The sequence below is a fragment of the Gemmata algarum genome (genome assembly GCF_034097035.1).
Classification (GTDB): Bacteria; Planctomycetota; Planctomycetia; order Gemmatales; family Gemmataceae; genus Gemmata; species Gemmata algarum.
In genome coordinates, this window is sequence record NZ_JAXBLV010000189.1 from 84732 (window position 1) to 110924 (window position 26193).

Consider the following 26193-nt stretch of genomic DNA (forward strand, 5'->3'; position numbering starts at 1 on the left):
CTGATGCGCCAAGCGACCGCTCACGGAGTGAGCGGACCACGCTCACCTCTTCAGTCCCCGCTCAGCGTGAGCGCCACGCGGCCGAGCGTCCCGAAATCGGCTTCGAGGTGGTCACCCGGTTCGGCCAGGTAAACGGCCGTCGTGAGGCCGGTGGTGATGCGGTCGCCGCGGCTCAGTTTGCGGCCGAACTTGGGCAACTCGTTCGCCAGCCACGCCACCACGTTCAACGGGTTCCCCAGCACCGCCGCCCCCGAACCTGGGAACACCGTCGTTCCGTTCACGATCAGCGCCGTGGCGTGCGCGGCGAGGTCGAGGTCGCGCCACTCGTCCCGGACCGGCTCGCCGAACACCCACGCCCCGTGAATGGCGTTGTCCGCGAGCAGCGACGCCGCGTCCACGGTTTTCCAGTCGTGATAACGGTGATCGACGATCTCCAGCGAAGGGAGCACCGCGCCGACGAACGGCTTCACGCTCTCGGCGGTATACGCCACGCCGCCGGGCACATCCGCGGCCATCTCGAACCCGAACTCGGCCTCCGCACAACGAACGGTGAACTCCGCCCCGGGGCGGGTGGCCGGTGACGGGTGCGACGAGTGCGTCAGCATCACCCCAAAGAACGGCGCGTCCACCGCCAGCGCCTGCTGCGCGAGCGGACTGGTACATGCGATCTTGTACCCGATGGGCCGGCTGCCGAATCGGTCCATCAGCTTCCGCACGAGTACGTCCTGAACCGCGTACCCCTCGGCGAGCGTGCGCGGGGCGATCTCCGGCGGCAGCGCCGGGACCCGGCGCCGGTGCTCGCGCAACTCGAACAGGTACTCGGCCGCCGCTTCGATGCGATCCATGATCCCACCCGGTGTTGGAAGCCGCGCTGTAACGGGGGGTACAGCGCCGGGGCACAGTCCCACAAATTCCGCGACACATTCCCGGCCCCCGGCGCAAATAGGATAGCGTCGGCCCGAGCCAACGCGAGTGCGGTGGCGGGCTCGCGCGAACCGGAAGCCCCGCGGACACCCGGCTTTATGGACGAACACCTCGCGCGCGAGGTCGCCCGCGGTCTCCGCGACGGGCGGCCGGACGCCTGGCGGGCGCTGTACGACGCGTTCGCGGAGCGCGTCTGGTGCTTCGTCGCGCGGCTCGTCGGCCCCTCCTCGGCCGATGTCGCCGACGTGGTCCAGGAGACCATGCTCGCCGCCGCACGCTCGGCCCGGACCTACGACCCGGCGTGCGGGCCGCTCTGGAACTGGTTGTGCGGCATCGCCCGACTTCAGGTGGCGTTGCACTTCCGCAAGCTGAAGCGCCAGGACCGGTTCAAAAGCGCCGACGGGTGGCTCGCGCCGCACCGCGACCGCCTCGCCCGCTGGCTCGACGGATCCGAAGACCCGCCCCCGGATCTGCTCGAAACCGGCGAAACGATCGCCCTCGTCCGGCTCGTACTCGCGGAACTCCCAGACGAGTACGGGACGCTCCTGACCGACAAGTACCTCGACGGGGTGGCCGTCGAACAGCTCGCCGCCCGCAACCAGACGACCGAAACGGCCGTGCGCTCGAAGCTGGCCCGCGCGCGGGAGGCGTTCCGAACCGCCTTCCTCCGCCTCTCCCACAGCTCGACCGACGCCGAACCGCAACGCGGAGGCGTACCGTGAACGAACCCGAACCCCGGCCGACCGACGACCCGCTCGCCGAACTGCTCGGCGCGACCGCAAAGGACGCACCCGAAGTGGACTACGCGTTCCTGGACCGACTGCGCGCGCTCTCGTGCGCCGCGTTCGAGGCGGCCGCACCAGCCGCCCGCGCAATCCCCCCACAACCAAAGCCCAAAACCATGTTCTCCCTTCGCTGGATCGCCACCGCGGCGGCGGCGCTGCTGGTCGCCGGCCTGGTCACCGCGTACTGGATCGCAACCCAGAAGCCCGCGCCCGAACCGCCGCCCCGGGAACAGAAGTTCGTTTTTGAGGACAAGCTCACCGACGACGGACGCATCGGCAAGGTGTCCGACGCCCAGGGCGTCGTCGCGGTTAAGCCGGTGCAGGCCGAGCGCTGGTCGCCGGTTCAGGCGGGCCTGGTGCTCAAACCCGGCGACTGGGTCCGCACCGACGCGCGCGGCGCCAACGCCGCAGCGGTGAAGTTGCTGAAGTCGGCGCAACTGGTCGTCGGCCCGCACTCGCTCGTCGAACTCGTCACGGCCGACAGAGTTCACCTGCTCGACGGCGAACTGGAGGTCACCGCGACCGAGGCGGCGCCGGTGGAGCTGACCGGCCCCGACAAGCAAACGGTCACTGTGAAGTCCCGGCAATTCTTCCGGATCGAAAAGGAGAAGCTCGTTCGCACCGAGCACGAGCCGCGCTGGGTGCAGGGCTTCAAGGGGACCGCGACGACCGAATCCGTCGGCTCGCTGATCGCCAAGGTCGATGGCCGCAACGTGCCGCTCACGGTCGGATACCACCACGTCACCGTGGACGTTCGCGACCAGATCGCCCGGACGACCATCGAGGAATCGTTCGTCAACACCACCCCGGACGTGCTGGAGGGCGTGTTCCACTTCCCGCTGCCGCAGGACGCCTCGATCTCGGGGTTCGGCATGTGGATCGGGGACAAGCTCGTCGAGGCCGATGTGGTGGAGAAGCAGCGGGCGCGCGAGATCTACGAAGAGATCCTCCGCGAGAAGCGCGACCCGGGCCTGTTGGAGTGGGCCGGCGGCAACATCTTCAAGGCGCGCGTGTACCCCATCCCGGGCCGCTCCGAGAAGCGCATCAAGATCACCTACACACAGGTACTCCCGCTCCAGGGGAACCGCTACCGGTACAGCTACGCCCTTCAGAGCGAGTTGCTGAAGCAGCACCCGCTGCGCGAACTCAAAATCGACGTGACGGTTAACTCCGCCGCCGCGCTCAAGGGCGTGAGTTCGCCAACTCACCCGGCCCGCGTCCGCACAACCGAGCACTCGGGCCGCGTCGAATTCGCTGCCCAGGAGTACACCCCGGCCCGTGACTTCGAGGCGGTGGTGGAAGTCGAGCCGGGGCGCCCCGACGTGGTCGTGGTGCCGCACCGCCGCGGCGACGACGGGTACTTCATGGTGCAGCTCACGCCGCCGGGCGCCGCGGCCGACTGGGAGCGGCCCCTCGTTCCCGGAGGCGCGCCGATCCGGTTGCTGGTCGTCGCGGACACCTCGGCGTCGATGGACAAGTCCCAGCGCGCGAACCAGACTGCCGTCTTAAATGCCCTGCTGGGCGCGCTGACACCGAAAGACACCTTCAACGTTGCCGCGTGCGACGTGGGCTGCGAGTGGCTGTTCGAAAAGCCGGTGCCGGCCGCACCCGCGAACGTCGCCGCGGTGCAGCAATTTTTGGAGAAGCGGTCGGCGCTCGGGTGGACCGACCTCGATCAAGCGTTCGCGTCGGCGCTCAAGATGACCGAGCCCGGGACGCACGTCGTTTACCTGGGCGACGCGGTCCCCACGACCGGCAACGCGGACCCGGTCGCGTTCGCCCAGCGGCTACGGCGCCTCTACGAGGGCAAAACCGGCACCTTCCACGCGGTCGCACTCAGCAGCTCTTACGAGCCCGCGGCGCTGAAGGCGATCGGCAGCCTGGGCGGCGGATCGGTGCGGCGTGTGTCCGCGGACCGGCCCCCGCAGGCCACCGCGCTCGACCTGCTCACGGAGATCGCGGCCCCGTCGCTGCGCGATCTGAAGGTCGAGTTCCGCGGGTTGCAAACCGCTCGCGTCTACCCCGAGGTGCTGCCTAACGTCCCCGCCGGGACGCAACAAATCCTGCTCGGCCGCTACCTGCCCGAGGGCAAGGACCAGAGCGGCGAAATCGTCGTGACCGGCACGCTCGGCGGGAAGCCGGTGCGGTACACGTCGAAGGTGGCGCTCAAGGACGCCGAACAGGGCAACTCGTTCGTCCCGCGCCTCTGGGCGCGGATGCACCTCGACACGCTGCTCGAGCAGGGGCGCACGGAGAACGTGAAGCAGGACGTGATCGCGCTGAGCGAAGAGTTCAACATCATCACGCCGTACACGTCGCTGCTGGTGCTGGAAACCGGCGCCGACCGCGAGCGGTTCGCGGTGAAGCGCCGGTTCCAGATGCGGGACGGCGAGAAGTTCTTCGCCGCGGGGCGCGACAACGCCGCGTTCGAGCTGCGACAGAAGCAAATGCGGCTCGCGGCCGAGTACCGCACCGCGTTGCGCCGCCGCGTGCTGTCGGAACTCGAATCACTGGGACGAAACGCGCACGCGTTCCGCCGCCCGCGGCCGGACCTACGCGCCTTCGCCCAGTACGACGTGGCGGGCCTGGGGGCGCAGGTCTACGACACACCAACCGGCCAAATCATGTTCGGCGGAGCGGTCAACTCATACGCCGGCCTCGGGGTGGATGTTTATGATCTCGCGGCCGACGGAAGTCGACTCGCAGAATCCGGAAAAGCGGACAGGGAGCGTTTCTTTCGAGAGGGGACCAATGACCGTGAACGTTCTGATTTCCGGGATCTGACCGCCGCCGAAGCTAACTCACTCGGTTACCTGCCCACACATTTACGAACCTCGTCGCCACGAAGTGAGTCCCAGTTGTGGAGTCTCAACGCGCCGGCCATTGACGGGCTCCAGCGGTCGCACGGCACCGCGTTCGAGTTCGACGATCCCCTTGATGTACTGGAGGATAAATCCGCCCATTTGTCCACGGATTACCTGTTGAGTGGTACCGTTTACGAAAGGGACCTCACGCTGGGCTTCCGGGGCAAGCCGTACTATGCGAACCCGTACTCTCGCGACGAGCGCCGCGTCCGGCCGACGCCGCTTTCGTGGGTCGGCACGCTCTTCCCGCCGCTCACGAGCGTTCCGCACACGCCGAAGGAGCCGAAAACGCTCTGGCCGGTGCCCGCCGTCGCTCTGTCCCGGAGCCTGCTCCGGGCCGACAAGCTGAACCAGTTGAAGGGCGGGATCGTCGTCACCCGCCAGAGCGACACGTTCGACTCCCGCGGCGAGTTGAGCGGGCGGCGCAGCGCGACGGAACTCGTCTCGCCCGGCGCATGGCTCGCCCGCACCGCGCCGGAGGGCGGTCCGGTTACGGTCGAGTGGTGCACCGCGAAGGAGCGCAGCGTGTACGTCACCGGGTTCCAGCTCGGCAGCGTCCGCCCCGCGCACCCGAACGATCTGAAGCGCCCGTCACTCGGGCTGGCCGATCACTCGCTCTCCGCGCTGCACATCGTTTACGCGCACATGGTCCCCACGGTGGAGACCATCGCGAAGGACCGGGCGCTTCTGGTTCTGAATGACCCGGAACACCCGGATCACGAAACCCGCGTGCTGATCGACACCGAGCGCCGGGTGGTGCTCAGCGTCGAATCGCGGCACAAGAACGAAGTGACGGGCCAGACCCGCTTCAGCGATTTCGTCGAGGCCGGCGGGCAGTGGTGGGCGCGGCGGGTCGAGACGCTCAACGCCGACGAGCGCCGCACCGCCCTGACGACGCAAACGGTGACCGCGTTTCCAGACGCCGACTTCGCCCGCACGCTCGCCCGGGAACTGGAAGGGCGGGCCAAGGTCCAGTTCCTCCGCGCGCCGCTGCCGTCGGTCACCGATGCGAAAAACCGGGCCGCGGAAGGGAAAGCGACCTTCGACGACCGGGCCGTACTCACGCTCCACTTCGCGGCCACGCAGCAGTGGGACCGTGCAGCGCCCCACCTGCACGAGTTGGAGAAGCTCGCACCCGGAAAAGTCGGCGTGCGGTGGCTCAAGGACGCATTCCTGCTCGCCTCCCGCCGGCACGAAGAACTCCGCCAGCGGCTCCTCGCCGAGGCCGCGGCGCTCGTCGCGACCGACGACCCGGACACCCGGGCCAACGACTACGCCCTGGCCGAACACCTCATCAGCACCGCGGTGCAGATGCTCCAGGCCGACGAGCGGCTCGCGCTCAACGATCGGCTTCTCAAGGTCTACGGGCGCCAACCCGCGCACCTGGTGGCGGTGAAGAGCTGGCGCAACCGGCGCCTCGGGCTACTCGAAGAGACCCGCCAAGCCGATCAGGCGCGCGTGCTCGCAAAGGAGATCGCGACCGATTACCCGCGCGACCACTCCGCGCAGTACCGGTACGTTCAGATGCTGGCCGGCAGCGGCGACTACGCCGCCGCGTATGCGTGGCTCGATCGCGTGCTGGCCCCGGAAGTCAAGTGGGACCACCCGCAGTACGAGTACACGCTGCGCCAGCAGTACGCGGACCTGCTCCGGCAGCAGGGGCGGTACCGCGACCTCGCCGAGTACCTGGGCGCCTGGGTCGAACGGTCCCCCGAAAGCGAGAGCCCTTACGCCCGGTACCTGTCGGCGCTGGTGTGGAGCAGCCGGTCCGAACGGTCGGAAGCCCTGACCGCGCAATGGATGCGTGAGGCGCAGAAGGAGGGCGAGTTGCCGCCCGCGGTAGCGGCCCGGCTCGGTGCGGCGGTCAACTTCGCACTCGGGCGCGGCCACGAACTGTCCACAAACCGGCCGGACGAACGGTGGAACGCCCCGCTCGCCGAAGCGGCCACGTTCTTCGTTCGCCGCGACGACCAACTCGCCCTCGTCGCGAACATCCTGAACTCGTCGCGGTTCGGCTCCACCGATACGGGCCGGGCACTGCGTAAGCAGTTCGCGGAGGAACTCGTCAAGAGCATCGACGCCCTCTCGCTCGCGCGGGTCTCTTTCCTGCTCGATTACCTCTTGCCCCACGCCGACACCGACGGGGCCACGTGGCAAGCCGTCGCCGCGGCGCTGCGCAAGCGGTGGGAGGCCGAGAAGGAACCGCACCGCAAGCACCAGATCGGGCAACAGGTCGCGCGGGCGCTGACGGCCCTCGAAGGGGGCGGGCTGCTGGACTTCCGGCGCCGCCAGCTCGAAACCGCTTCGGAGGGGTACCGCTCCCGGTACGCCCAGCAACTGTTCGACGCCCTCCTTGAACGCGACTGGACGCAGGCCGCCGAAGACGCACTGTTCTCCCTGCTCGACAAATTGTCCGACGACGACGAACCGGCGGGCATGCTGTTAGCCAAGGTCGCGGCGCTGCACCGGCTCACGGATGCGCTCACGGAACACCGCTTCCGGGCGCTCATGAAGGCGGTGGAGAAGCCCGAACAACTGCCCCACACGGAGCTACTCAAGAAGCAGGAAGAGGCGCGGAAGGCCGCGCGAACGGGCCTCGCGGACCGGCTCCGCAAGGAAGCCGCCAAGCAGCCGAAGCCGTTCGCGGACTGGGTCACCGCCGAGCGCGTGTGGCTGGACGTGCAACTCGACCGCGACCTCAAGTCCGCGGCCGATGACTGCTGGGCGATTGTGGCCCGGCCCGTGACGAAACGCACCTCGGACCCGACCGAGGGCAACAACCTCGCGGCGACGCTCGACGAAGTGCTGCACGCGCGTGCGGTCGTGACGCTGGAACACCTCGCGGCCCGCAAGGGTGCCGACCCGGCGCTCGTCGAGCGGCTCGTGAAGTACGTCGACCGGCAGACCGCGGACGGCCCGGACGCGCCGCGGTGGCGCGGTGAGAAGTACCGGCTGCTCATCGCCCTCGACCGCACGAAGGAACTGGAAGCCGAACTCGTCCGCTGGACCGCCGGCCCGGAGTCCGAGAACCGCTGGCGCCTCGCGCTCGGCTACCTGCTCGCCGAACGCGGGAAAGTTGCGGACGCGATCCGACAACTGGAAGCGGTGGAGCGCGCCGACGAACTCCCCGCCTCCGCCCACCGGAGCCTGATCGAGTGGTACACCGCCGAGAACCGCCGCGCCGACGCCGACCGGGCGCGGACCGCGGTCTACCAAACGACTGACGAGTACCAGCTCAGCGGCCTGCTCAACGCCCACCTTGGTCCGTGGCGCGTTTCGGGCGGCCCGCTCCCTGCGACGCTGGCTCCCGACGTGCTGGAAATATTCAAGATCCTGTTCACAAAATCATCCACGTCGCAGAACTATCTTTCACATTTGCAGCAGTTCTACGGCGCGTCGCGCGATTTCCGGCTGCTCCGGGAGCTCCCCGACGCCGTCGTCGGGCACACCGCGGAGCGCGTGTACCCGTTCCTTCAGGGGATGAGTGGCGTGCTGAGCGAGGTGCGCGACGAGGCCGTCGCCGACGAACTGATCGCACGCCTCGGCGAGGTGCGCAAAAGCGCCAAAACGCCGGTCGATCAGCGCGCCCTCGACCTCCTGGAACTGAGCGTCGAGCGCCGGGCCGCGGAGCTGCACAACCAGCCCGGACCGCACACCGAGAAGGCGCTCGCGGCGCTTCAGCGGGCGTTCAAGCGCGAGTGGGCGGCGGGTGAGCCGCGGCTCATGGCCGACTTCCTCGCGCACCTCGGCGCGGTCCCACAGCCCGCCCTCGCGGCCGAACAACTGCGACAGCTCGAAGCGCTCCACCGCGACGCCCCGAAGGGTTCCTACGACCGGTTCCACATCGCGACCCGGTACGCCGGTGTGCTCAGCGCGCACGCACGCACGTCGGGCGCAACCGACGTTCTTTCCGCGGCGCTCGACGAGTTCGCGGGGGCCAACGCCGGTTTGCTGCCGACCACGGCGAACGACGCGATCGGGACGCTGGTGCGGCTGCACGCCGATGCCAAGCACTACGACCGGGCCGAAGGCGTCCTCCGCGCCCGACTGAAGCGCCCGGTTCATTTGGAACAGCAGCGCTGGCTCACCAACCAGTTGTTCGACCTGTACCAGACCGCCCTGAGTAACCGCGGGACCGTCTCGCTCGGTGAAGGCGCGACGCTGTATCGGGCGCTGGAAACCAAGCTGCTCGCGGAACTGACCGAACCGGATCAGAACCACCGGTCCGGCACGATCGGGCGACTGATGCAGCTCTACCGCACCGCGCACAACCTCCAGATCGATCAGGCGAGCGACGACCTGCGGACGAGCGCGTTCACCCGGCTACCGAAGCTGTTCCGCGAGCAGGTCACGAACCACTATTCGGCGCTCGGGAGCATCGCCGGCACGCTCGGCGACGTGATCGGTCCGCGCGAGGCGCTCCGGTTCGTTCTGGACCGCGCCGACGAGGAGCCCGAATGGGCACGGTACACGGACCAGGACACCTGGAGCCAGTTCCCCGACGCGCTCGCGCGGTGGCGGGAGCAGGCGAAGCCGCTCGGCGATCTCGAACCGCGCCTCCTCAAATTGGTGCTGGCCGAACTGCGGCGCGACCTGCGTTCGCGCGCGGTCCGCAGCCGTACCGGGTACGACAAACGGTACAGCTACTTCTGGACCGACAAGGGCGACGAGTTCGCACGGATCGCGGAGGAGGTGCTCGCGGAGCAAAAGGGCTCCGGCGCCGCGGCCGAGTACGTCGCCGAGTACCTCTTCTGGGGCCTGCCGCATGAGGCGAAGGCCGTCGCGGTGCTGCTCGCGGCTTACGAACAAAAGCTGTTAAGCGAGTCCGGGCGCTCGCTGCTGGCGGACTACCTGCACCGCCGGGAGCGGTTCGCGGAGTCGGTGCCGGTGCTGGTCGCGCTGGTCGCGGACCACCCCGACCAGATCGGGTACCGCACCCGGCTGATGCGCGCGTACTTCCGCACCGGGCGCCACGCCGAACTGCACGCGCTGCTCAAGGCCACCGACGCGCACTTCCACGAGAAGGACCGGTGGACCGAGAGCGCGCTCGCGGCGGTCGCGTACAATTGCCTGGAGAACCGGCTCTTCGAGCAGGCGGTCACCTACTACCAGGAACTGATCCCGAAGCGCCAGGGCGGCACCGCCCGCCGCGGCACCGGGGACTCCGAGTTGTCGCGGTACTACACCGAGGCGGCCCGCGCATATGCCGCGCTAGGCAAGACCCGCGAGGCCGTAGACATGGCGAGCGGAGCGGTGATGACGTGGGGGCCGCGCCACGAGCAGCGGGAGCGGGCACTGGCCGCGGTGGTGGAGGTGCTGGCCGGCGCGCCGGACTTGGCCGGCTACCTCGCGTGGCTCGACCGGGAGCCGCTCCAGAGCGCCGTGATCCGTAAGGCCGTGGGCCGGGCGTTCATCCAGAAGAACGACCACGCGCGAGCGGTCCCGCACCTGCGCCTCGCGGCCGAGCTACAGCCCGACTCGAGCACGTACGAGTTGCTCCTCGCGTGCCTCGACAAGATCGGGCTCCAGACCGAGGCCGTGCAACTGCTGCTCGACGCGGTCGAGGTGTCGCGCCGGGATGTGAAGCTGTACGAGCAACTCGGCCGCCGGTACGCGCAACTGGACCGCCCCGCCGAGGCCGAGCGGGCGTACACGTCGATCGTGGAGGCTCTACCGAACGAGTCCGAGGGGCACGCGCTGCTGGCCGAGGTGCGTGAGCGGCAGGGGCGCTGGGCGGACGCCGTCGCGCACTGGGAGCGGGTCGCCGAACTGCGTGCGCTCGAGCCGACCGGGCTGCTGAGGTTGGGGGCGGCGCAGGTGGAAGCCAAAGCGTTCGCCGCCGCCACGGGAACACTCAAGAAGCTCCGCAGCCGCACCTGGCCGCAGCGGTTCAACGAGGTCGATAAACAGATCCGCGAGCTACAGCAGAAGCTCGACGCGCGATCGCAGAAGTAAATGCGTGCCGAATTCCGATGTCAAGGTGTTGCGGAATGAACTCCGCTCGGGGTCGCGCGGCCGGCCCGCGGCGAAAGCCTGGGTCACCAACGCTCGACGAGAGACCAAGCAGCTTTTGACAGGATCGACAGGATCAACAGGATGAAGGCAGATCTGTCTTCATCCTGTTGATCCTGTCAAAAGCTGTCTTCTTGAACACGCGGCCGGCATGGGGCGAAACGAAACCGCGACTACCCCGCCAGTCGCTCAAACCGAATACCAGTTCCGCCGGCACTCAGCTCCATCGTTCCCTTCACAAGCCGTCGCGTGAACCGCGGTAACGGAACAGGGCGGCCCGCACGAGTTCGTGCGGGCCGCCCTGTTCCGTTACCCCGAACGACGGCTTAGGCCGTCGTAACAGATCGTCGGGCGAACCGGGCGCGGCCGACAAGGGCCAGCACCCCGATCCCCGCGAGCAGCGCCGCCGGCGGCGCCGGGACGGGCTTGGGCCGCAGGATGATCTGGTCTTGTATGGGGTCCTGGGGCTTCGTCGGCTCGGATGTGGCCGGGGCCAGTAGCGCCACCAGTTCGTACCCGCCGAGGTTCTTGTCGAACGCGTTGCTCCCGTTGAGGCTGTTCAGCATGTTCTGGGCGGTCGTCGTGTAGGACCCCAGACCACCCGCCTGGAAGGCGCCGGCGCTCAAGTTCTTACCGCCAGCACCGTCGTAAACCAGTTCCCACAGGGCCAGTTGGAACGCCGCCGACTCGACGGAGCCGTGGAACGTGTTCTTGTCGTTCCAGGCGAAGTCGTAGTACCGGCCGTACAGTTCGGCGATGGCCGCGATTTTCAGCGGGTCGTTGCCGATGGTCGGCGAGGCGTTCGGCGACACCACATCGAACACCACGTTCGAGCCGAGCGGCGGCAGAAGCTGCGAGGCCGACAGCTCGATACAGAACGTGGCGATCGGCGGCGGGAAGTTCGCGTTCGGTGGAGACTGGTTCTGGCTCCAGTAGAACGGGCCGGGCGGGGTGTGCGAGAACGATTGGCCGTTGACGCTCACCGCCAGTGTCGGGTTACCGGGGTTGGTCGTCTGACCCTGGTAGTTCAGCGTGAGCAGTTCAGCGGATGCGCGCGGCGACAGGTTCGTAAACCCGGCGACCACAAGTACCGCCACCAATAGGCGGAGTTTCATGGGGCGTCTCAACAGGAGGGACGGAACCGATACCTTCATCGTCAGTATCGGCAAATTGGGTGCGTCTTCTGCACCCGTTTTAGTTGTACCTACCCATTGAACCGGTGTAAACGGCAGAAGCCGCCCACTCTAGCACAGAATGCGGAAGAGAAAATACAAGATAGGGAGATTGTAGCGATTAAATAGCTCAGGGTGTCGGGAATTCAAGCGCGCCGCCACGACTTCGCGCCCCAGCACAAGTTCAAATTCGCCCGGCGGCGGTTCGGGCGGTATACTGAGACGCGCCTCCGCACTGCGAGACCCACGCATGTCCGCGATCACTCGCCAGATGCTGCGCGACTACATGCACGACGCGCTCCCCGACGCCGAACTGGCGGCGGTCGAGAAGGCGCTGCGCGAGTCGGCGGATCTGCGCGCCCTTTACAAGGAAGTGATCGAGCACGAGGACCGGGGCGAGCACACGGTCGGCGCGATCTGGCGCCGCGAGCGGATCAGTTGCGTCTCGCGCGAGCAACTGGGGGGCTACCTGCTCGGCGCGGGCGACCCGGAGATGCTCGACTACATCACCTTCCACCTCACCACCGTCGGCTGCCCGTACTGCCAGGCGAACCTCGACGACCTGCGTAAGCCGGCCAAGTCGGCGAAGAAGTGAGCCCGTTCCCCGCGCCGCCCGCCCGACCAGGCGCTCGGCACAACGGCCGGCACGCGAGCATTTCGCCCAGCAACACCGGTTCCCGGGAACACAGCCAAGTCGCTACACTTCTGGTTAACCCTTCTTAACCCCGTCACGAGGGAGCCTCTCCAGATGGCCGAACAGCTTCGTTGCGTCAGCCCGCGCGCGATCATCGTCGGGTACGACTTCAGCACCGGCGGCGTAAAGGCGCTCGCGTTCACTGTGGGCGGTCAGACCTGTGCGGCGGTCCGCCTGACCACGGACCTCTGGACCGAAGGCGGCGTCTCCGAATTGAACCTGATGCAGCTCGAAGGGCAGGCCCGCGCCGCCACTCGCGCGCTCACGAAGGCTTTGGACGGCAGCGGGGACAACGGTGCCATCGCCGCGTGCGGCATCTCCGCCACGCACCACACAGCCGGGCGAATCGATTGGATCGGCAACCAGGTTCGCCGGGCGATCTGCTGGAACGACCAGACGCTCGGCAAGTATCACGCCGAAGGGCTCGCGCGGCTCGGGGGGCAGGAGCGCGCGAAGGAACTGACCGGCGGCCCGTGGGCCGTGCGGTACTCGCTCTCGCACCTCGTGAAGGACGAAGCGGCGCTGAGCGAAGCGGACTGGAAGCGAACCGACCTGATTCTGCCGCACGGGCCGCTCGCGGCCGGCTACCTCACCGGCCGCTTCAACGCGACCAGCGTTTCGTCCGCGGCGTCCACCGGCATGATGGACCTGCGCACGAACCAGTGGCGGCGTGAAATGCTCGACGCCCTCGCGAAGCCCGAGCTGCGCGAACTGGCGTGGGACACCCTGCCCGACATTATCGACATGAACGAACCGGTCGGGCCGCTCTCGGAGTCGGTCGCGCTGGACGCGGGGTTGCTGCCCGGCGTGCGGCCCCTCGTGTTCCCGACGCTCGACGACCAGGCCGCCGGGCTCATCGGCGGCGGCGCGGTCGAAGCCGGGCAGGTGGCAATTATTCTCGGCAACTCTGCGGTGGTGAACTCGTCATCCGCCCGGCTCCCGCAATCGGGCACGCTCGACGCCATGAAACTCAACTGGGGGCCGTACCTCTGGATGCGGTGCTACTCCAACGGGGCGCTGTTCCTCGACGAGGTCGCGGGCAAGGACTGGTTCAAGGTCGAAGAAGCGGCGAGTGTGCCGCCGCTGTGCAACGGCACGAGCGTCCTGCCGTTCCTGCTCTCCGAACCGTCGGTGGGCGTGGACGCGCCGCGAATCGAGTGGTCCCCAAGCGTACCTGAGAACCGCGCGGTGAAGGTGCGGGCGTGCGTGGAGGCCCTGGCGTTCCTCCTCGCCCGGGCGGTGAAGGAACACGAGTCGGCCGGCCAAGTGGTGACGCGCATCACGGTGTCTGGTGGGATGGCGAAGAGCCAGTTGATGTGCGAGGTGCTCGCGAGCGTGCTGAACCGACCGCTCGAACGACTGGTTTCCGACGAAGGGCCGGCACTCGGGGCCGCGGTCGCCGCGCTCGCGGGATTGGAGAGCCATTTGCGGGTGCAACGGGGCATCGCCGAACCGTACACCGCGGCCGACGCGGTCGCCGCGATGGTGAAGTTCCGCGACCGCGTCCACCCGCGGCCGGAGTGGGCCGCGGCATACGCCGGCGGGTTGGAGACCTTCGAGCGCTGGCTCGAAGGCCGGCGCCCGCACTGAACGCTCCGGAGTACGCCGTCGGTTTGCCGAGTGGAGCCGTTGGCCCGCTCAACAAACCGACGGCACGGTGCGGTCACTTCCGGTTCGTGAGCTTCGCGGTCACCTCGGTCTTCTTCAGCGACCAGAACACGACCTGCACCTCGACGTTCGCGGGCACGTCCACGGCGAACGTCTCGCTCTTGCCGGTCTTCGTCGCAAGGGCCTTACCCTTGTGCTTTTCAGGCTCATCCAGTGCGTCGGCGTCGCTCGTCTTGAACACGTAAACCGACACCTCGCTGGCGGACGATGTGTACTCCACAGTCACCTTCTGGGGCTTCTTCTGTACCGGCAATTCGAGGCTCTTGGCTACCCCGGCCTCAAGTGAGAGCGTCCGGGATTCATCGAGTTTCGCCGGACCGCATCCGGCGAACGCAAGGAAGCAGATCGCGCACAGGATAGAAGCGAAGCGAACCGACATAGGCGACCCTTTCGGAGACAGTGGCCCGGCTGATCGTGGCTGTGCCACAGATACAGGAAGCGAGCGGCTTCAGCCACTACGCGCGGCACGTACTCAAGGCCGGCCCCCCGATTCCACCGGTCGGACCGACCTCACGCGGGCGCGTTCGAGCCGCTCGGCTTGTACCGCACGACGACAACCGTTCCATCGAATTCGGTCCGCCGCAGTTCGTCCAGCATCCACGCTTGCACCCGATCGGACTTGCCGCCGCCCGATCCGGCACCGATGAGCGGAAGGGCGACGGATCGGTACCCGCGGTCCTTCGCCAGGGCCAGCGCGTTGCGCACCGACTCCCGGACGGACCACTCCGACGCGCGCCACAGCAGGTTGATCCCGGCGACGTGAATGATGGCCTTGAACGGCAGGTCGCCGGCCCCGGTCTCGACCGCCCCGCCGAGCGGGATCGCGCCCTTGCGGGCCACTTCGCGGAACGGCCCACGCCCGGCGCGCCGCTTGATGGCCCGCGACACCCCCTGCGGGATGAGCAGCCACCACGGGATCACGTTCCGGTTCCAGGCGTTAACGATCACCTCGACGGCTTGATCGAGCAGATCCCCCTCGACGACGCGCAGGTCCATCGCAGCCCCTCCCTTGCGGCCCGAATGGTACACGTGTGCCGCTTCGGTCGAAGACGCCCACACGGTCACTTCATTTCCTTCACCCGCCCGGTTTTCGCGTCGATGGTCAGGTTCAGTTTCTCGGTCGCATGTGTGTAGAAGAAGAAGCCGATCATCATCTCGTGGTGCGTTTGCGGGCCGTTGCGGACGGTCGCGCGGGGGTCCGGGTTGTACGGGTTGAACGCCGAGTTGTCGAAGTGCGCCACGCACTCCAACTTCGTCCCCGTTGCCAGCTTCATCTGGCCCGGTTCCCACCGGTACGGGATCTGCCACGAGAAGTTGTAATTCGGAATAACCAGGAGCGGCTCGCTCTTCCCGGCCGGCGGGTGCGCGGTGAAGGTCATGTCCTTCCCGCGGAGGTGCATGTGCGCGAACAGCCCGACCCCGACGGCCTCGGCTTCGAGGGTGCGGCTGGCGACAACCTTGTGCGCGGGCGCCCCCGGAGGGATGGCGAAGTCGCGGCGGGTGAGCTGCATGTTCCGCAACTGCTTGTCCACCACCCCGCGGGGGTATCGCAGCCCCACCGATACGCGGCACTTCTCCGGCTTGCCGGTGCTGACGAAGTGCATCTGGAGGACGAGCAGCGCCCCCTTCGGAATCCGACACCCCACGCCGGGGTCGAGGGTCATCGGTTCGCCGCCCGGCACCTGCCCGGTGATGAAGTTCTCTTCCTTGAACCCTTCCGTCAACGTGGCGAAGGCCATGTTGCAATGGTGCAGCGATTGCGGGTTGTCCGCCAGGATCTGAACGTCCTGCACCCACGTTTCGTCCCTGAAAATGTGCGGGAGAACGGCGTACTGGTACGGAATATCACCCTTCGCGGGCAGTTCGATGACGCCCGTCTCCAGCACGAGGTCGGGGGTGCCGATCTGCCATTTGCCGGTGAGCGGTTCCGGCGGCGCGGGCGCCTTGTCGGGATCGCCCGGTTCCGCGCCGGTCCGTGCCCAGTCGGCGAGGGTTTCGCGTTCGGCATCGCTGAGCGCGCGGCGGTTCGCGAACGGAACCGACTCGTGGCCAGCGAACCACGGCGGCATCCGCTGGGTGGCCACCGCCTCGGCTACCGATTTGGCCCGCGCCGCCGCTTGTTTGGCGGTGGTGAGCGCGAACGGGGCCGAGCCACCCGGCCGGTGGCACTCCCAGCAGTGCTTCTTCAGAATCGGCGCGACGTGTTCGGCGAAGTTCACGCTTTTCGCCTTCCGGGGAGCCGCGAACTCGATCGGGCAGCCATCGACCTCGGTTTCGGCGACATCAACCGGCTTGTTCGCGAGAACGGCTTCGATGGCGTCTTTCAGTTCTTGCTTGGTCGGCTCCTTCCGCGATCCGCCGAGCCGGAACTGGTCGTCGATCCGGCCGCGGTAACGAACCTTGTTCTCCGCATCCAGAACGACCGCTTCAGGAGTCCGCTTCACGCCGAGCGCCCGCGCCGCGTTCCCGCCGAAATCCTTGACGGTCGGGAACTCCACCTCGTACTTCACGGCGTGCGTCGCCGTCGCCAGAAGTGTGTCGTCCTCGGCGGCGTTAACCGCAACGAACGGCACGCCCTTGTCGCGGTACGCTTTCTCAAGCGACTTCACGGTCGGCAGGTACCGCTGGGCGAGCGGACAGGTGGTGTTCGTGAACACGAGAACGAGCGCCTTACGCTCTCCAAAATCGTCGAGCGTCCGGGGCAGCGCGCGGATGTCGGTGAGCGCGATTTTCCCGACCCGTTCACCGATCTTCGCGGCATCCTGGGCCGACGCGGTGAGCGAGAAAACAGTTGCAACGGACAGTACAAGCAGCAAGCGGTGAAACACGACAGGGCACCTCGTGTTGGTACCGATCGGTCCGGGTGGGTAAGTTCCACCAGAGAGAATAACCTGTTCGCCACTCGGGGTGTATCAACGAGCAGAAACTTGTCCGAGCCGGGATGAATGAAGAGCAGTTTACCTGTTCCTACCAGCAAAACGTTCCGCATCAGGTATCAGCGCAGGCGTTCCGCCGTGTTCGACCTGCCGGGTCGCGCGGCGCCAGCACCGGGCCGAGCCCTCGGCCGCGGCCAGCAGGAACGCCACGGCCGCGCCCCAACCGCACGGCCCGAAGCGCACTAACCACCCTGCCCCGCCGACCGCATGCGCGACGGTCACCAGCGCCGCCACCCACACACCCGCCGAACGCCACCCGCATACCACCGCCGCAACCACAGCCGCGTATACGAATCCGAAAGCGGCAAAGGTCACCGGGCCACGCATCAGAGCCGGACGCGCGAACGGGTTCGCCTCATGTGCCAGTTCGTACCGCCCCGACCAGTATCCGCTCGACTGCCCCGCGAGTGTCAGCCCGATGTCAACGGCGCACAATGTCACGGCCGGGAGGAGCAACCACAACCGCGAACGGATCGTCACACGCCCCTCCAGTCTCGGTGCTGCACTGCAAGCTCACGACCGGGCGCCACCGAGACTTGATGGGCAAGCCCAGAAGATTTTGACAGGATTCACAGGATGAACAGGATTTCGAGCCAAACAGTCTTCATCCGGTGAATCCTGTTCATCCTGTCAGACCTCTTTCTTTGTGAACGCGAGGGCCGTGTGGGTCGGAACGAAGTCACGCCCCGTCCGTTCCACCAGTAGCTCCAAGCCTTCGCTCACTGCGGGCCGCGGGCGAACTGCGCGTCCCACTCGGGCAACTTCTCGTGCAGCTCGGCGGCACTCGCCGCGCGTAACGTGACGTGCCCGACCTTCCGGCCCGGGCGCGGCCCCTTGCCGTACAGGTGCAGGTGCGCGTCCGGGTTCGCCAGCACCTGCTCCGTCGGCGGCACCGAGCCGATGAAGTTGTACATCACCGAACAGCCCACCGCGTCGGCGCGCCCCAGCGGCAGCCCGCACACCGCGCGGACGTGGTTCTCGAACTGGCTCGTCAGCGCCCCCTCGATCGTCCAGTGGCCGGAGTTGTGGACCCGCGGCGCCATCTCGTTCGCGAGCAGCCGCGCGCCCTCCTGGAACCACTCGATCGTCAGCACCCCGACGTAATTCAGTTCGGTCAGCACGCGCGCCGCGAACTCCGCGGCGCGCTCGCTCAGCTCCTCCCCCAGATCAGGTGCGGGCGCGACCGAGCGGTGCAGGATGCCGTCCTGGTGAACGTTCTCGATCAGCGGGTACGTCACGATCTGCCCGTCGCGGCCGCGCACCGCGACCAGCGACAGCTCGCGGTCGAACGGCACGAACCCTTCCAGGATCAGCGGCCGGCCGCCGAGCTTCTGCCACGCGGCGTCGGCGTCCTGCGGCGTGCGGATCACCGCTTGGCCCTTGCCGTCGTAGCCGAACCGGCGCGTCTTCAGCACCGCGGGCAGCCCGATCTCGGCGACCGCGGCGCGGAAGTCGGCCTCCGTCTCGATCGCCGCGAACGGCGGCGTCGGGATGCCGAGCCGCCGGAAGAACTGCTTCTCTGCGAGCCGCTCTTGCGACACCTCCAGCGCCCCGGGGGGCGGGTACACCGGCACGCGCTCCGCGAGCCACCGCGCCGCCTCCACCGGCACGTTCTCGAACTCGAACGTCACCACGTCGGACGCCTGCGCGAGCCGGTACAGCGCCTGGAGGTCGTCGAACTCGCCCGGGAGGTGGGCGCACACCTGCCCCGCGGACGAGTTCGCGCCGGGCTCCAGTACGGTCGCGCGCGCCCCGAGTGGGTAGCCGGCCAGTGCGATCATGCGGCCCAGTTGACCGCCGCCGAGAATGCCAAGGTTCATGGGTCCGGGGGTGTTGAGTCGCGCGTCAGGAGGCGGCCGGCTGCCGCGGGTTCGGGTGGTCGAGCACCTTCTGCGTTTGCACCTTGCGGAAGGTGCGCAGGGCCTCGCGAATCGCGGGGGTGTTAACCGCCAGGATCGAGGCCGCGAGCAGCGCCGCGTTGACCGCGCCGGCGGTGCCGATCGCCAGCGTCCCGACCGGCACGCCGGACGGCATCTGCACGATCGAGAGCAAAGAATCGACGCCCCGCAGGACCGCGGACTCGATCGGCACGCCGAGCACCGGGAGCACGGTCTTGGAGGCGCACATCCCGGGCAGGTGGGCCGCGCCCCCGGCCCCGGCGATGATCACCTCCAGCCCCCGCTCCTCGGCCCGCTCGGCGTAGCGGAACAGCAGGTCCGGGGTGCGGTGCGCGGACACCACCCGCTCCTCGTGCGGGATCTGTAGCTCCGTGAGCACGCGGGCCGCGTGCTGCATGGTGTTCCAGTCCGAGTGCGACCCCATGATGATGCCCACCCGCGGGGGCGGGTTGGCGGAGGACGGCGAGTTCGGGGTCGGGTGCTCGTCGGTCATGGGGTTCGGGTCCGTCGGAAGGTGCGAGCGCTCAGTCGGCGATTGTATCGCGAACGCGCCCCGCGGGAAGCGCTTGGGGTTGTGCCCGGGGGGCGGCGCGGTATAGCGGCGGCCTTCTCACACAAGCCAGGGGCGGGTCATGCGCGGGTTCACGCTTCGAGCGGTTCCGGTGTGCGTCGTGGTGTTCGCGTGCGGGTGCTTCCTCACCAAGCCGGTCACGCTGACCGAGACCACGAGCCGCACCCCGACGCACGCCTACTGGGGCCAGGTGAGCAACATCCTGGCCCAGAAGCCCGCGAGCCAGGACATACCGGCGTACGTGAGCCTGGTGCGCACCCAGACCGAGGCGCTGCGCGGGTTGAACCCCGAAGGCGTGGACGACGCGCTCGTCGCGGCCGTGCAGGACCTGATCCGGTGCGAGGCCGAAGTGCTCCGGCGGGCCGACATGGTGGACAGCGACCCCGCAATGCTGCGGGGGTCGAAGGAAATGGCCAACGCGTTCGCGACCTCGAACCGGGCCGCCGCGGAGTCGAAGAAACGGCTGCGGGCGCTCCAATCGGGGCTGAACGAGCGCCACGGCGGCGGCTTCGCCCCGATGGGCGGCTGAAAAGCGGCCGGGCGGCCAACCGTTCCAGGGTTCCAAGTTGGGAACTGAATTCAGCAGCTTCAAGTTCGCGCCGCGCAGTTGTGGCCGTTGAGTGTGGTCCGCTCACTCCGTGAGCGGTCGCCCCGCGCATTCGATTCGCTCCGCGGCTTGCCGCCCCCGTTATTGTGCGCAACGCCCATTCGACGCCCGCAGCCACCGCTCACGGAGTGAGCGGACCACACTCAACGGCCAAACCGCCGCGCGGCCACACCAACTTAAAAGACGGAACTTCCGCCTGCCGTCGGAAGTGACAAAGTTCAGAACGAGTCGGCGAGTTAACGACGCTGCCCCGCACCGACTCGTTACGAGAAGCAGCCCGCCGCCGTCAGCGCGATGCGATTCCGGTCGGGGGCTGGCGCCAGTTGAGCGGCGCGGAGGTGGCCCCGAGCCGGTCGTGGTCGATCTTGCCCTGCAGCTCGTTGTACACGTGCTTCACGCTGTCCTTGTTCATGTCGGTTTCGACCACGCCCACCCCGGTCCACTCCTTGTACCACGCGAAGTCCAGCCCCTTCGTGATGTCCTCGACGGACTTCTTCGCGTCGATGCCCTTCTTCACCGCGTCGCGCAGCTCGGTGAAGTAGCGCGTTTCCTTCGCGATCAGGTCCTTGCGGGCCGGCTTGCCGTGCCCGGGACAGATCAGGTCGATGTCGAGCTTGTCCATCGCCTCCAGGCACTTGATCCAGCTCGCCGAGTTCGAGTGCCCCATGTAGTTGAACGCCCCGTTCACGCACGCGTCCCCGGTGCAGAGGATCTTGTGCTTGGGCAGGTAGGCGCTCGCGTCGCCGGCGGTGTGCATGTGCCCGAAGTGCATGAACACGACGTGCTGCGTGTCGTCCTTCAGCTCGTACTTGTCGTCAAACGAGATGTCCACCTGCTTCAGCTCGCTGTCCTTGACGTCTTTGCGGTCTTTAGCGGCCTCCTCCCACTGCTTCGGGCCGTTGGTCTTCATCAGGCGGGCCGCGTTCGTGTGCGCGACGATCTTGGCCCCCTCCTTGGCCCACACCGCGTTGCCGTAGGCGTGGTCGCCGTGGTGGTGCGTGTCCAGCACGTACTTGATGGGCTTGTTGGTGGTCTTCTTGATGTCCGCGATCACGTCCGCGGCTTCCTTCGGAAAGTTCGCGTCGATCACCACCACGTAGTCCTTGAACACGACCCAGGTGTGGTTGCTGCCGCCGAACGGGATGTTCTTGTCGTTGGCCGAGATGGACGAGTAGCGGAAAAACACGCCCGGCGCGATCTCCTTAACATCGTTGAACTTCATCTCCGGCACGGGCAGTTGCTTGGCCCCTTCCGCCGGTTTGTCTGCGGCCGCGTACATGGCCAGCGCGAGCGCGCAGCCGACGACGGCGAGAAGGGCAAATCGCTTCAGCATAATGAGGCTTCCTGAAGTGAGCGGGGAGGTGAAGCCTAACCGAGGCGCGATCGACCCGCAAGGGTGGGGGCGCAGCAGACGTTAGACGGCGACGTGCGAAAGCGCCAGGGGCCGGCGCCTCGCCGACTACTCGCTCTCGACCGCTCGCGGTACCGGCGCTCCGGGCGAACGGGAATCTTTCCCGTTGGTCCCGCGAGTCGGTTTCCGCTCACACGTCGCGACCGTGGACTACACGGGCCGCGAAGCGCGGAGGAGATGGAGTAGCCAGTGAGCCGCCGGCCCCGGCTGATCGGAAACGTGTTCCTTCTTTCCCCTTCACTTGCGTCGGAAGGGGTGGGCGAACATACTACTTATCGAACGGCTTCCGGAATATTTTCGCGGCCCGCGTGACTTAGTAGCCGCCGCGACGGCCGCCGCCGCCGTAGCCACCACCGCCACCGCTGCGACCACCGCCGCCACCGCCGTAGCCACCACCGCCGCCGCCGTACCCGCCGCCGCCACCGCCGTAGCCACCACCACCGCCGCCGCTACGCGGACGCTCTTCGCGGGGCTTGGCTTCGTTCACGGTGAGGGTGCGGCCGGAGAGCTGGGCCCCGTTCAGGGCCGCAATCGCCTCTTCCGCGCCGTCGTGCATTTCAACGAACGCGAACCCGCGGCTGCGGCCGGTTTCGCGGTCCGCGACGATCTGGGCGCCCAGCACGGTGCCGTACTGGGAGAACGCCTGGACCAGGTCGTCGCTGGTGGTCTGGAACGAGATGTTACCGACGTACAACTTCTTCGCCATAGGTCTTCAAAACTCTGGGCGTGCTGCCCGCATAGGACACGCGCGGAACCCCCGCGCAAAGGACAGGAACGGACCGGGAACGATCACACCGCACGGCTTCACGCGCGGGGCCGCTCCACTACACACTCTGCGAGGCCGGCTTGACTGTCTTGGAGGCTGTGAGGGTAGCTCAGAGTCGAAGAACCAAGAAGTGTCGAAGCAGATAGCAGCAAAGCGATTCGTAGCTCCTGAGTAGGTGGCACCCGCCACCCGTCACAGAATAATACGCTACGCACCGAAAATAAAAAGCCCAATTCACCCCACCGACGAAAATATTACTCTTCGCCGCCGAACGTCGCCTTCAGCTCGCCCAGCGGGGCAGCCAGCGGCGGCGGGGGCGCGTCCCACAGGGTGATGTGCCCGTCGCCGGTGCCGGTGGCGATGCGGCGGCCGTCGGGCGCATACGCGACGTGCGTCACCGGGCCGGCGTGGACCAGCGGCGGCCCCAGCGGGAGCCCGGTGGCGGCGTCCCAGAACCGGGCCGTGTCGTCGCGGCTGGCGGTGACGAGTGTGGCCCCGTCCGGCGCGACGGCGACGCCCGTGATCGCGCCCTTGTGGGGCATGAGCGGCAGCACCCGCTCGCCGCTCCGGGCGTCGCGCAGCTCCGCCGCCCCGGCCCGCCGGCCGAGCAGGACCTTGGCCCCGTCCGGCGTGTACCGGGCGTCCAGCACCTCGTCCCCGATGGCCCACTCGCGGAGCGGCGCCAACGTGTCCCCCCGCAGAACGGCCGCGCTGTCCCCGAACGAAACGAACACCTCGCCCCCGTCCGGGCGCACCGCCAGCGCGGTCAGTTCCACGCCCGCCGGGATCTTGGCGGCCGGGCGCGCGACCGCCGCGCGCTTCAGCGTCGCGGGGTCGTACCGGGCGACCACGAGGGGGGACAGCGCGTACACGCCGCCCCCGCCCCGCGGGAAGTCGAGGCGCGAGGCCCGCCCCCCGGGCGAAGTGCCGCCGGCGCCGCGCGTGCCGCCGGGCAGGGCGAAGAGGTCGAGCCCGGCCCGCCCCCCGCGGAACACCCGCGGCCGTGCGGGGTCCGGGTCGAACCGGACCGTGAGGGCCTCGCCGTCGAACGCCAGCGCCCGGGCCTCGCGGGTGCGGAGGTCGATCACCCCGCACCCCCAATCGTCCGCCACCGCCAGCGCCCCGCCCCCCGGCGCGAAGTCCAGCCCCCGGGTCCGCACCCGGCGGCCGGCCCACACCAGCTCCCCGGCCGGGGCCGGGGCCGCGCACAGGTAGACCGAGTCGCCGGCCGGGACCGCGAACTCGGTCGAGCCCGGCCGGAACCGCATCCGCGTGACCTCGCCGTGGAACTGCCGCGCGAGCCCCATCGGCTGGCCCGTCTCGCGGTGCCAGCACCGCACGTTGCCGTCCCCGTCGGACGCCACCAGTTGCGGCCCCGCCGGGGCGAACGCGACCCCGTTCCCGTACGCCCCCGCCAGGCTCAGCTCGAGCACCCGCTTCTCCCCGCTCGGGTCGTCCTTCGGGTCGTCCGTGAGATCGAGAACCGACACGGTGCCCCCGGTGCCGACCGCGGCCAAGCGGGTGTTGTCGGGCGACACCGCCACGTCGGTGACCCACCCCCGCACGTGCCAGCTCCGCCGCTCGGCCCCGGTCGCGGCGTCCCACGCCCGCACCCGCCCGGCCCGGTCCCCGGTGTACAGCGCGCGCCCGTCCGGGGACGCGACCAGGATCTGGAGCGTCGAAGCGCTCGCCCCGCCCCCCGGCATGAACCGCTCGCTCGTCGGCCGCTTCGGGTCGGTCAGGTTCCACCGCCGCAGCCCGTTCGCGCCATCGTTGGTCCAGAGCGTGCGGGGGCCGGTGAACGCCAGGGTCCACAGGTTCACGTCCGGCACCTTCGGGTCGGGCAGTTTGAAGTGCGCGAGGGGAGCGGCCACCGCCGGCCCGCCCGGGTCCGCCTCCCACAGGGTCACGGCACCGTCGCTGCCGCCCGCGGCGACCAGCCGCCCGTCCGGGCTGACGCCCACGGTCCAGTAGACCGGCTTCTGGGGCAACAGGCCGACCGGGTCGAACGACGGCCGGTACGTCCGGACCCGCGCGCCGGTCCCCAGGTCCCAGAGGTACACCTCGCGGCCGCGCCCGGCGGACACCATGTGCTTGCCATCGGGGTGGAACGCCACCAGCCGCGGCTGCTCGGTGTGCCTGAACCGGCGCGGCGGCTTCGGCCGCTCCCGCCCCCACGCCGCGAGGTTGACCCGCGCGACCCGGGCGAGGGCGGCGTCGCCGGTGGCTTCGGCGAGGTCGACGGCCCGCACGAACAGTTCCAGCCCGTCCGCCACGCGCCCGTCCTCGCACCACTCGGCCCCGCGGGCGAACTCCAGTTGGGCCTCGTGCCGCTGCCGCTGCTCGACCTCGGCCACGGCGCGGGCGCGGGCCTCCTGGGCGAGCCGCTGCTCCTCCTGTGCCCGCGCGCCGGCCGCTTGCGCGAACTCCCGCAGCCCCGCCTCGGTCCGCGCCCGCTCCTCGGCCCGCGCCCACAGCACCGCGACCGCCACGAACCCGACGGTCAGCGTGGCCGCCAGCGCCGCCAGCAGCCCCGCGACCGCCGGGTTGCGCCGGGCCAAAAGCCACAGCCGCTCCAGGTTCGTGACCGGCCGCGCCTGGGTGGGGCGGCCGTCGAGGAACCGGCGCAGGTCGTCCGCGAGCGCCTCGGCCGAGGGGTACCGGCGCTCCGGCGCTTTCGCGAGGCACGTCGCCACGACCGCCGCCAGATCGCGGGGCACGTCCGGCCGCAGAGCGCGCACGTCCGGCGGCGGGTCGTTGAGCACCCGGAGCATGACGCTCATCGGCTCGGTGCCGACGAACGGGGGGCGCCCGGCGAGGCACTCGAACAGGATCGTGCCCAGGGCGTACACGTCCGCCGCGGGGCCGACCTGGCGCGCGCCGGCCGCCTGCTCGGGCGCCATGTACTGCGGGGTCCCGAGCACCTGCCCGGTCTGCGTCAGGTCCGCGCCGGAGTCCCGGGTGAACTTCGCGAGCCCGAAATCGGTGACTTTAGGACCGGACGAGTGAAGGGTAGAAGGCGTGGCCGAACCGGACGCGCTGTCCGCTTTCGCCCCCCCGGCGTCGCCCGCACTGAACAGAATGTTGCCCGGCTTGAGGTCGCGGTGAACGACGCCCTGGAGGTGCGCGGCGTGGACCGCCCGGGCGAGCCCGTCGAGCAGTTCGGCGGCGGCGCGCGGGCTGAACCGCTCGGCCGCCCCCTCGTGAACCGAGCGGAGCCGGCTCCCGAGCGACCCGCCCTCGAGCAGCTCCATCGCGAGGTACGGCACCGGGAGGCGGTTCGGCCCCTCGTAGGTGCCCACCTCGAACACGGTCACCACCTGCGGGTGCCGGACCCGGGCGAGCACCTCGCCCTCGAACAGGAACCGCTGCGTCGCGCGGCCGTCGGAGGTCCCCGAGAGGATCATCTTGAGGGCCACCAGCCGGTTGAGCCGGCGGTGCCGGGCCTTGAACACGATGCCCATGCCGCCGCGGCCGATCTCCCCGAGCACCTCGAACCCGGGCACCGGCGGCGGGCCGCCGAACACCGCGACCGCCGGCCGGGCGCCGACGATCTGCGTGTCCGCCTCCGCGGGCGGCGCGCCGTCCCCCGAGCGCGCGTCGGGCAGCTCCGTCACGGGCCGCTCGCGGTACCGGGCTACGGCCCCGCTGGTCTGCTCGGTGAGCCGGTCGAGCCGGGCCTGACACGCCGGGCACCCGTCCACGTGGCCCGACACGCACGCGCCCCGCTCCGCCCCGAGCGAATCGTTGAGGAACCCGGCCAGTTCGGTGTCGTCAGGGCAGTCGGGCATGGGAGAGGTGTCGGGTGGGGGTACGAAGGCAGGGGGGTGGCGTCGGTTTCAGCCCGACCGGTGGCGTCGCGTCTCGCGCCGCGGAAGCGGTCGC

16 protein-coding genes are annotated in these 26193 nt (G+C 68.9%); 5 read left to right on the forward strand and 11 right to left on the reverse strand.

From position 1 onward, the window contains the following. Positions 1-50: 50 nt before the first annotated feature. The gene (locus R5W23_RS18680) at positions 51-845 is read right to left on the reverse strand and encodes a 2-keto-4-pentenoate hydratase (RefSeq protein WP_320687593.1); all 795 of its coding nucleotides are present in this window, start codon (positions 843-845) and stop codon (positions 51-53) included. Positions 846-1022: 177 nt separating this feature from the next. Between R5W23_RS18680 and R5W23_RS18685 the strand changes: the two genes are divergently transcribed. Next, a complete protein-coding gene (locus R5W23_RS18685; protein ID WP_320687594.1) occupies positions 1023-1646 on the forward strand; it encodes an RNA polymerase sigma factor in 624 nt (207 codons plus the stop codon). Beyond that, positions 1643-10528: a VIT domain-containing protein gene (locus tag R5W23_RS18690; protein WP_320687595.1), complete on the forward strand. Its 8886-nt coding sequence runs from the start codon at positions 1643-1645 to the stop codon at positions 10526-10528. Before R5W23_RS18685 ends, R5W23_RS18690 begins: the two co-directional genes overlap by 4 nt. 383 nt (positions 10529-10911) lie before the next feature. Here the strand turns inward: R5W23_RS18690 and R5W23_RS18695 are convergent, their stop codons facing one another. Next, the gene (locus tag R5W23_RS18695; RefSeq protein ID WP_320687596.1) at positions 10912-11700 is read right to left on the reverse strand and encodes a hypothetical protein; all 789 of its coding nucleotides are present in this window, start codon (positions 11698-11700) and stop codon (positions 10912-10914) included. Positions 11701-12007: 307 nt separating this feature from the next. Here R5W23_RS18695 and R5W23_RS18700 point away from each other — a divergent pair, with 307 nt between their 5' ends. Both R5W23_RS18700 and R5W23_RS18705 read left to right on the forward strand, forming a co-directional pair. Beyond that, the gene (locus tag R5W23_RS18700; RefSeq protein WP_320687597.1) at positions 12008-12352 is read left to right on the forward strand and encodes a hypothetical protein; all 345 of its coding nucleotides are present in this window, start codon (positions 12008-12010) and stop codon (positions 12350-12352) included. A gap of 153 nt (positions 12353-12505) precedes the next feature. Next, the gene (locus tag R5W23_RS18705; RefSeq protein WP_320687598.1) at positions 12506-14041 is read left to right on the forward strand and encodes a xylulokinase; all 1536 of its coding nucleotides are present in this window, start codon (positions 12506-12508) and stop codon (positions 14039-14041) included. 73 nt (positions 14042-14114) lie between these two features. On the opposite strand, the gene R5W23_RS18710 is transcribed toward R5W23_RS18705, so the two are convergent. The 6 genes from R5W23_RS18710 to purE form a co-directional block, all read right to left on the reverse strand. Next, positions 14115-14498 (reverse strand): hypothetical protein, encoded by a 384-nt coding sequence (locus tag R5W23_RS18710; RefSeq protein WP_320687599.1) that lies wholly within the window; start codon positions 14496-14498, stop codon positions 14115-14117. A 131-nt stretch (positions 14499-14629) separates the two neighbouring features. After that, a complete protein-coding gene (locus R5W23_RS18715; RefSeq protein ID WP_320687600.1) occupies positions 14630-15115 on the reverse strand; it encodes a macro domain-containing protein in 486 nt (161 codons plus the stop codon). Positions 15116-15180: 65 nt separating this feature from the next. Further along, positions 15181-16947 (reverse strand): redoxin family protein, encoded by a 1767-nt coding sequence (locus tag R5W23_RS18720; protein ID WP_320687601.1) that lies wholly within the window; start codon positions 16945-16947, stop codon positions 15181-15183. A gap of 129 nt (positions 16948-17076) precedes the next feature. Further along, positions 17077-17535, reverse strand: a complete 459-nt coding sequence (locus R5W23_RS18725; protein ID WP_320687602.1) for a hypothetical protein — start codon at positions 17533-17535, stop codon at positions 17077-17079. Between the two features lie 239 nt (positions 17536-17774). Then, positions 17775-18875: a 5-(carboxyamino)imidazole ribonucleotide synthase gene (locus R5W23_RS18730; protein ID WP_320687603.1), complete on the reverse strand. Its 1101-nt coding sequence runs from the start codon at positions 18873-18875 to the stop codon at positions 17775-17777. Positions 18876-18900: 25 nt separating this feature from the next. Beyond that, the gene (gene purE, locus R5W23_RS18735; RefSeq protein WP_010052236.1) at positions 18901-19446 is read right to left on the reverse strand and encodes a 5-(carboxyamino)imidazole ribonucleotide mutase; all 546 of its coding nucleotides are present in this window, start codon (positions 19444-19446) and stop codon (positions 18901-18903) included. A 139-nt stretch (positions 19447-19585) separates the two neighbouring features. On the opposite strand from purE, the gene R5W23_RS18740 reads away from it, so the two are divergent. Further along, positions 19586-20053 carry a hypothetical protein gene (locus tag R5W23_RS18740; RefSeq protein WP_320687604.1) on the forward strand — a complete coding sequence of 156 codons (468 nt, stop codon included), beginning with the start codon at positions 19586-19588 and terminating at the stop codon, positions 20051-20053. A gap of 364 nt (positions 20054-20417) precedes the next feature. Here the strand turns inward: R5W23_RS18740 and R5W23_RS18745 are convergent, their stop codons facing one another. The 3 genes from R5W23_RS18745 to R5W23_RS18755 form a co-directional block, all read right to left on the reverse strand. Continuing rightward, on the reverse strand, positions 20418-21464 hold the full coding sequence (locus R5W23_RS18745) for an MBL fold metallo-hydrolase (protein ID WP_320687605.1): 1047 nt from the start codon (positions 21462-21464) through the stop codon (positions 20418-20420). Positions 21465-21855: 391 nt separating this feature from the next. After that, complete coding sequence (locus R5W23_RS18750; RefSeq protein ID WP_261188151.1) at positions 21856-22248, reverse strand: RNA recognition motif domain-containing protein; 393 nt, start codon at positions 22246-22248, stop codon at positions 21856-21858. Between the two features lie 314 nt (positions 22249-22562). Next, complete coding sequence (locus tag R5W23_RS18755) at positions 22563-26099, reverse strand: WD40 repeat domain-containing serine/threonine protein kinase (protein ID WP_320687606.1); 3537 nt, start codon at positions 26097-26099, stop codon at positions 22563-22565. Positions 26100-26193 lie beyond the last annotated feature (94 nt).